9 protein-coding genes and 1 pseudogene are annotated in these 6574 nt (G+C 56.3%); all 10 read left to right on the top strand.

Annotation, left to right across the window (positions count from 1 at the left end):
- Positions 1–324: 324 nt before the first annotated feature.
- The 10 genes and pseudogenes from JX325_RS11435 (at position 325) to JX325_RS11385 (ending at position 6471) form a co-directional block, all read left to right on the top strand.
- On the top strand, positions 325–543 hold the full coding sequence (locus JX325_RS11435; protein ID WP_204791247.1) for a transposon-encoded TnpW family protein: 219 nt from the start codon (positions 325–327) through the stop codon (positions 541–543).
- Positions 540–947 (top strand): annotated as a pseudogene (locus tag JX325_RS11430) (recombinase family protein); the annotation flags it as partial. The gene JX325_RS11435 and the pseudogene JX325_RS11430, both read left to right, overlap by 4 nt.
- A gap of 368 nt (positions 948–1315) precedes the next feature.
- Complete coding sequence (locus tag JX325_RS11425) at positions 1316–1600, top strand: hypothetical protein (protein ID WP_204791245.1); 285 nt, start codon at positions 1316–1318, stop codon at positions 1598–1600.
- Positions 1597–2388 carry a DUF4406 domain-containing protein gene (locus JX325_RS11420; protein WP_204791244.1) on the top strand — a complete coding sequence of 264 codons (792 nt, stop codon included), beginning with the start codon at positions 1597–1599 and terminating at the stop codon, positions 2386–2388. The genes JX325_RS11425 and JX325_RS11420 overlap by 4 nt, the downstream gene beginning before the upstream one ends.
- Before the next feature lie 960 nt (positions 2389–3348).
- A complete protein-coding gene (locus JX325_RS11410) occupies positions 3349–4077 on the top strand; it encodes a site-specific DNA-methyltransferase (RefSeq protein WP_204791243.1) in 729 nt (242 codons plus the stop codon).
- A gap of 85 nt (positions 4078–4162) precedes the next feature.
- Complete coding sequence (locus JX325_RS11405; protein ID WP_160572052.1) at positions 4163–4465, top strand: hypothetical protein; 303 nt, start codon at positions 4163–4165, stop codon at positions 4463–4465.
- Positions 4455–4865: a VapD family protein gene (gene vapD, locus JX325_RS11400; protein ID WP_160572053.1), complete on the top strand. Its 411-nt coding sequence runs from the start codon at positions 4455–4457 to the stop codon at positions 4863–4865. The genes JX325_RS11405 and vapD overlap by 11 nt, the downstream gene beginning before the upstream one ends.
- Before the next feature lie 84 nt (positions 4866–4949).
- The gene (locus JX325_RS11395; protein ID WP_204791242.1) at positions 4950–5345 is read left to right on the top strand and encodes a DUF6329 domain-containing protein; all 396 of its coding nucleotides are present in this window, start codon (positions 4950–4952) and stop codon (positions 5343–5345) included.
- 228 nt (positions 5346–5573) lie between these two features.
- On the top strand, positions 5574–5882 hold the full coding sequence (mobC, locus tag JX325_RS11390) for a plasmid mobilization relaxosome protein MobC (RefSeq protein WP_204791241.1): 309 nt from the start codon (positions 5574–5576) through the stop codon (positions 5880–5882).
- A gap of 160 nt (positions 5883–6042) precedes the next feature.
- A complete protein-coding gene (locus tag JX325_RS11385) occupies positions 6043–6471 on the top strand; it encodes an Rrf2 family transcriptional regulator (RefSeq protein ID WP_160572063.1) in 429 nt (142 codons plus the stop codon).
- Positions 6472–6574 lie beyond the last annotated feature (103 nt).

Raw genomic sequence — 6574 nt, 5'->3', positions numbered from 1 at the left:
GCATATCTGGTGTCTATATAATACACATATTTCATTTGGCAGATACATAACCGACTGCGGAGAGCGTCCGCGGGCGGTTTTTTGTATCTGCTTTTCCTTTCCCATACATAACCAAAAATCCAGAAACAGAAAGGTGGCGAAAGCGACAACTGAATGACCGCCCGAACAGCTAAACCGCCATGACCTCCCTCAAGGGAGCGAGCGCCCCGCAGGGGGACGGCACAGCACCGAGCAGGGTTGCCTGCCAGGAACTGCTTCGGGGAAAACGGCTTCCCATATCGAAAATTTCTGCTTTTGAATTTCAATGATATGAGAAAGGACACCATGACGAAAAACAACGAAAACCAGAACTGCCGGTATATGACCCGGCGCATCGGCTCCACCACCTACAAGGTGAAGGTGGTCTTTTCCGACAACGGCGGCGAAACGATGGAGGAAAAAATTTTGCGGATGATCCGAAATGAGGGGCTGCAAAACGGTGGGGAACGTGGTACAATGGATGCACCACAAATGAGCCGTCAGTCTGAAAGGAGCGCGTCATGAGCGCAAGACAGACTGAGGAAAAGATAACGGCTTTATATGAGAGGCTCTCTCGTGACGATGAATCCGCTGGGGACAGTAATTTGATCGTGAATCAGAAAAAATACCTGGAGGGCTACGCCGCCCAGCATAGCTTCTCCAATATCGTCCATTACACTGATGACGGATGGTCGGGCGGCAATTTCGACAGACCGGCGTGGAAACGGCTGGTGGCCGACATCGAGGCCGGAAAAGTGGCTCTGGTACTCACAAAGGACATGAGCAGAATCGGCAGAGATTACCTCCAGACAGGATTTTATACGGAGGTTCTCTTTCGCAAATTCGGGGTGCGCTTCATTGCCATTGGCAACAGCATTGACAGCGCCGACCCCAGTTCCAGTGAGTTTGCTCCTTTTGTCAACCTTGTGCAGATGAAAAAGATACCGCCCAAAAACAACAAAATAAAATCACGCAATATTGCACAAAACACAATATCAACGCAGGAAGGATGTAGAAAAAGTTGAATTTTTCAAAAAAGTCTCCCGTTTCAAAAAATTTACGCACCAAAGATGCAAAGTCCGCTATTTATGGACGGAGTAAACTCGCTATCCACCTACCCCCAAAGTGACCGGAAAAGTCCGGCAGCTCTGGGGGCTTTTGTTTTCCCACCACTGTTACATTTGCTTCGTTTGCCCCCTGGTTCTTTGGTGGTGTTGGTAATAGCTTTCTCAATGCCTTTCGACTATACTTGCCTTGCAATCAGCGGAAAGGAGAATAGCAGAGGGAGGGACGGCTGATGGATCTCCATATGAGGGAATTTGACGGGACCACCTTCGGGATGTCTGTGGAGGCATCCTCCCCGGCGTTCAGGCGGATGAAGAAAAACGCTTTCACAGGAAAAATCAAGCCCCGTGGAAGCTGGGTCGAACGGACTGTCCGCTGTGTCCGGGCCGCCGATGTGGCCGCCGTCATGGGCGAAGCCGGGTGGCTGGTCAGAGAATTACAGTGCATGGAAACCATCCGCTGGGGCAATGACGATACCGAATACTACATCATTTATGAGGAAGGATGTGAAAAATGAGCAGTTTTTTTGAGCAGGAGCTGTGGCATCTGTTCGGAGATGGAAAGACCTTTGACAACCCCGCCTGTTCGGGCCGGGCGTGTCTCGGAACGCTGGGCCGGGATCTGCGGGTTCGGGCGCAGTTTATCTCCACCCACATCTCTGGCGAGTACAATGCCCTGAAGCTGACGGTGCTGAACCGCACGGACGGGCCGGTGGACACCCTGGTGCTGAAGCTGAAAGACCTGCTGGGCAAGAAGCCTGTCCCCGGCAACCCCAACTTCCGCAGCGGGGTGACTCCCCACATCTGGGAGGACTATGGGAAGTTTGAGTGGTACGCCTATCACCCCACTGAAGCGGACTACGAAACGATCCGGCAGGCCACCAAGCAATACCTGGATGTGTTCCGTGACCGGCAGCAGGAGCGCGTCCAGGACCAGGACGGCCCCAAGCTGGTGTACATCTGCGCCCCGCTCCGGGGAGAGGTGGAGAAAAACATCGAGTTCGCCCGCCAGAAAGCCCAGGAGGTGTTCCAGGCGGGCGACATCCCTGTCTGCCCCCATCTCATGTTCCCGCCTGTCGCTGACCCGGAGAATCCCCAGCAGGATCAGGCGGCACGGGAAATGGGCCTGCGGCTGGTGGAGTCCTGTCAGCAGGTCAATGTCTACGGGCCGGAGTGGACGGAGGGAATGTGGGCGGAGATCCGCCACGCCATGGATCTGGGCATTGAGGTCAAGACTGACCAGCAGACCATTGGGCACAGCCCGCCCCGCAGGCAGGTACCCCGGAAAGGCAAAGGTGCGCGATGAGCAGTGAACGGAAGGACACCCTGAAGAAGCGGCTGGATGAAAACTACACAGATTTTATAGAATCTCTTCAAGAAAAAACAGTTTCTGAGCTGATTGCCATGGCCCCGGAGATCACCGCCGCCCAGCAGCTCCACACGGAGCTGCTGGACGCCTGCGATGACGAGGATATGGAATTTCTGCTCCGATTTGACGATCCGCTGGAGGTTGTGCGCGGCTATTGGGAGTCCGAGATCACCGGCTACGACCACAGCGGGGAGATGGGCCATATGCTGTGGGAAATCCGTGACAGAGAACTGTACGAAAAAGAGCAGCTTGCCCAGACCCCGGAGGACGTGGGCGGCGCTGTTCAGTCTGAAAATCTGACGGAAAGGAAAAATCCCATGAGCGATGTGAAACAGATCAACGCAGAGGACCTGCGGCACATGGAGGGTGAGGAGGGCCTCGTCCTCCAGGGCTGCGGCGGCGACCCCCAGGAGTGGGTGGACGGCATCAACCGGGAACTCACCGAGGCCGGCATTCTGCTGGGCGGCAGCAAATTAGAGAATGTCGTATCCTTCCGGCACGATGGGGTGACCTGCCTGCTGTTTCCCTTCGGAGATGCGGAACTGAATATTGGGAAGTTCGCCATGTGGCGCATCCAGACCCATGACCGATACGGCGGCACATGGCTGTCCGACTACGTCCCCAATCGGCTGGGCGGCTTTCTGCACCAGCCGTCCAGACAAAAGCCCACCATGAGCCTGATCGGAATGGACGGCAACATCTTTGCGGTCATGGGCAAAGCCTCTTCGCTGCTGAAAGAGGCGGGCATGGGGGATCTGGTCAGCCACATGGTCCAGCGCGTCACCACCTGCGGGGACTACAGCAAAGCCCTCAATATCATCANCGAGTATGTGGAGACAGAGCTGTCTCCGCCTGCTATACCCCAAAAATCTAACAAGAAGAAAGCGAGGAACACATATGAGCGATAATCCCAAGTGGGAGATCATCCAGGGCGATGCCCTGAAGCTGCTGGGAGGTTTCTCCCCTGGAACCTTTGACGCCGTCATCACCGACCCGCCCTACGCCTCCGGGGGCCGCACCCAGGCGGAGAAGAACAAGTCCACCGCCAAGAAGTATTCCAGCATGGGGGACCACGCGCCCCCGCCCTTCGAGGGGGACGCCAAGGATCAGCGTTCCTGGACCCGCTGGGCGGCGGAGTGGCTGGCAGACGCCCGGAAGCTGTGCAAGCTGGGAGCGCCGGTGTGTATGTTCATTGACTGGCGACAGCTCCCCGCCGCTTCCGATGCCCTCCAGTGGGCAGGCTGGATCTGGCGCGGCACCGCCGTCTGGGACAAGGGCAACTCCCGCCCCCAGAAAGGCCGCTTCCGCCAGCAGGCCGAGTACATCGTCTGGGGCTCCAACGGCGATATGCCCATCAACCGCCCCGTCCCCTGCCTGTCGGGGGTGTTCAAGTACGGCAACCCCCAGAACCGCATCCACCTGACGGAGAAGCCCCTGCAGCTCATGCGGGACATTGTGAAGATCACCGAGCCGGGTGGCCACATCCTGGACCCCTTCGCCGGGTCCGGCACCACCGTCCTGGCCGCTGTGCTGGAGGGCTACACCGCTACCGGCATCGAGGTCACGGACGAGTACGCCCGCCTCGCCAGAGAGCGGATCGCCCAGGAGCTGGCCCAGGCGGCGTGACCGATAACTGTCTGCCGATTCATCTGGATATTGTCAAAAAGGTGCGGTATGATGTGGGCTACCAAACAACAGGAGGTGTCGCAAAATGAAAGTGAAATTTTCCTTTGACAAAGCCGCCGTAGAGCGGCGAGGCCACACGCTGGAGGATGTTCACCGGACGGTAAAAAGCCTGTTCGCCGCCCACAGCCTGCCCTGTGTCTCCGAGGGTGACCCCCTGTCCTTCCAGGACAAGGGCCACGGCGATGACTTCGCGTGTATGTGGGATATTATCCTGTCTCTGCTGCGCTCGGACTGGTTCATGGCCTGCGCCACCGCCTGCGTCTGGCAGGATGAGGACGGCGAGGAGGACGTACTCGCCCAGGCCGGAAAGGCACGGGGTGCTGTGTAACATGGGGATGAGCCGGAAAGAAATCACCTTCGATCTGAGCCAGGAGGCGCTGAGACAGCACTATCCCCGCAAGGAGACGGGCCGGGACCCGCAGTTTTTCAAGCGGGCCTACAAGGATATCCAGCGGTTCATGGAGACCAACGGCTTTGAGCGGCGACAGTATTCCGTGTATGTCTCCACGGAGAAGCTGACTGCACTGGACGTTGCCCTCCTGACCCAGAAGATGGCGGAACAGCTTCCCTGGCTGCGGCACTGCGTCAGGGAAATCACGGCAACAAACATCGGGGCGCGGCACAGCCTCCTGGGCCTGCTGCGCGACCATACGCCGCCCGCTGAACTCCTGCCGCCGCCTGTTCGGCGGGGACGGCAGAAAAACAGAAAAGCAATGCAGGAACGATAGACGGCAGGGTGAATACAATTCACCTTGCTTCTCTTTTTTACAGAAATCTGGGTGAATCTATTACACCCAACAGGAGGTGGGAAGTTGCCAAAATCTACGATCTGCGGCTGTTTCTTCTTCAAAGCCAGCCACGCCCAGGAGCTGGTGGAGGTTAAGACCGCCCAGCTCATCCTGGTGGAGGTGGTCAAGATCCTCCAGTTGACCGGCCAGCAGTTTCAGAATTTTTCCGCCAATTTGCTGCGGGATATGCCCTTCCTCATCCCCAATAAGCACCTTACTGGCTACGACAAAGGAGTGACCCGCTGCCTGCTGGTGACCACCAGGGGCCGCAGGGACGGTATCCTGGTGGACTGCCAAGGCTACAACTACGCCCGGTATTCGTGCTATGTCCCCGAAAAGCGGAGCCTGGATCTGCGTGATGTGCCGGTAGACCACTACGATCTGAAGCTCCGGCAGCCCCGGCGCCAGCGGGAGCGGTGATGATTTTCTCTTCGAGAGAGCGGGCGCCGCCCGCCCGTTCCAATCAACCTACCGCTTGGAGCGAAGCCCCGCCGCTGGCGGGGCCGAGGCCGACACCGCCCCCTGGGCGGTGTCGGCGCAAGCATAGCGCAAAGATATCTTTTGCGCGCTTGCAGGGGTAAGCCCCTGACCCCAATGCCGCNNGCGGNCGGAAATTNTGCGGCCCAGAGGCCGTGGAAAGGAGCGTTGATGCAAAAGAAATACGAGATATGCCTGCGGCTGTCCAAGGAAGAAAAAGAACTGTTGGAACACAGCGCCCGTCTCTGCGGTCTATCCAAGACGGCCTATCNGCGCCGCCTGCTGTTGGGAACGGAGGTCAAGGCCCGCCCCTCCCAGGAGATCAAGGAGCTGCGGACGGAGATCCACCACATCGGCAACAATATTAACCAGATCGCCCGCAGCGTCAACGCCGGTATCGCCAGGGCGGAGGACGCTAAACGGGGGCTGTTCCTGCTGGATCAGGTCTACGAGCTGATGTATCAGATCGCAAAGAAATAGAAACTTATTATATCTTGCTGGTGTTGCTTGGAATGCATTTGATTTTAGAGGAAGAATGCTCTATAATAGATTTATCAAGATGTGGCATTGTCTTTTTAGTTCAATAAAAATGACTGGCAGCGCCGGAAAAATAATTCTCCCCCATATCTGGAGGTATATGATGCAGATTTCAAGCAGATTTACGATTGCTGTCCATGCCCTTATTTGTATTGAGATGTTCAAAAATGACCGGAAGGTAACCAGCGACTTCATCGCCTCCAGCGTAAACGTCAATCCCGTTGTCATTAGGCGGCTGTTACAGCAACTAAAAAAAGCCGGCATTGTGCAGGTCATGCGCGGGAGCGGCGGAACGGATACTGCAAGACCCATTGATGAGATCACACTGCTTGATGTCTATAACGCTGTAGAGTGTGTAGACGAGGGTGGACTTTTTCACTTCCACGAAAATCCGAACCAGCTCTGCCCCGTTGGGAGAAACATTCACGCTGTTTTGGATGTCAGGCTTGATGAGATTCAGAAAGCAATGGAAAAAGAAATGGGATCGGTGACGATACAAGATGTTTTGAACGACACGAAACGGCTGGCATGACGATTTTCCGCTTCAGGCAGAAAAGCTCTAAGAAGCTGTACCAATAGGCTAAAACCGCTTGAGTAAAGTGCTGAAAGCAGCAATGGTGCAAACAGCTTGTGCA

The organism is Oscillibacter sp. CU971 (assembly GCF_905219725.1).
In the GTDB taxonomy this organism is placed as follows: domain Bacteria; phylum Bacillota; class Clostridia; order Oscillospirales; family Oscillospiraceae; genus Oscillibacter.
The sequence above is the reverse complement of the archived record's forward strand: the minus strand, read 5'-3'. Positions and strand labels throughout refer to the sequence as shown.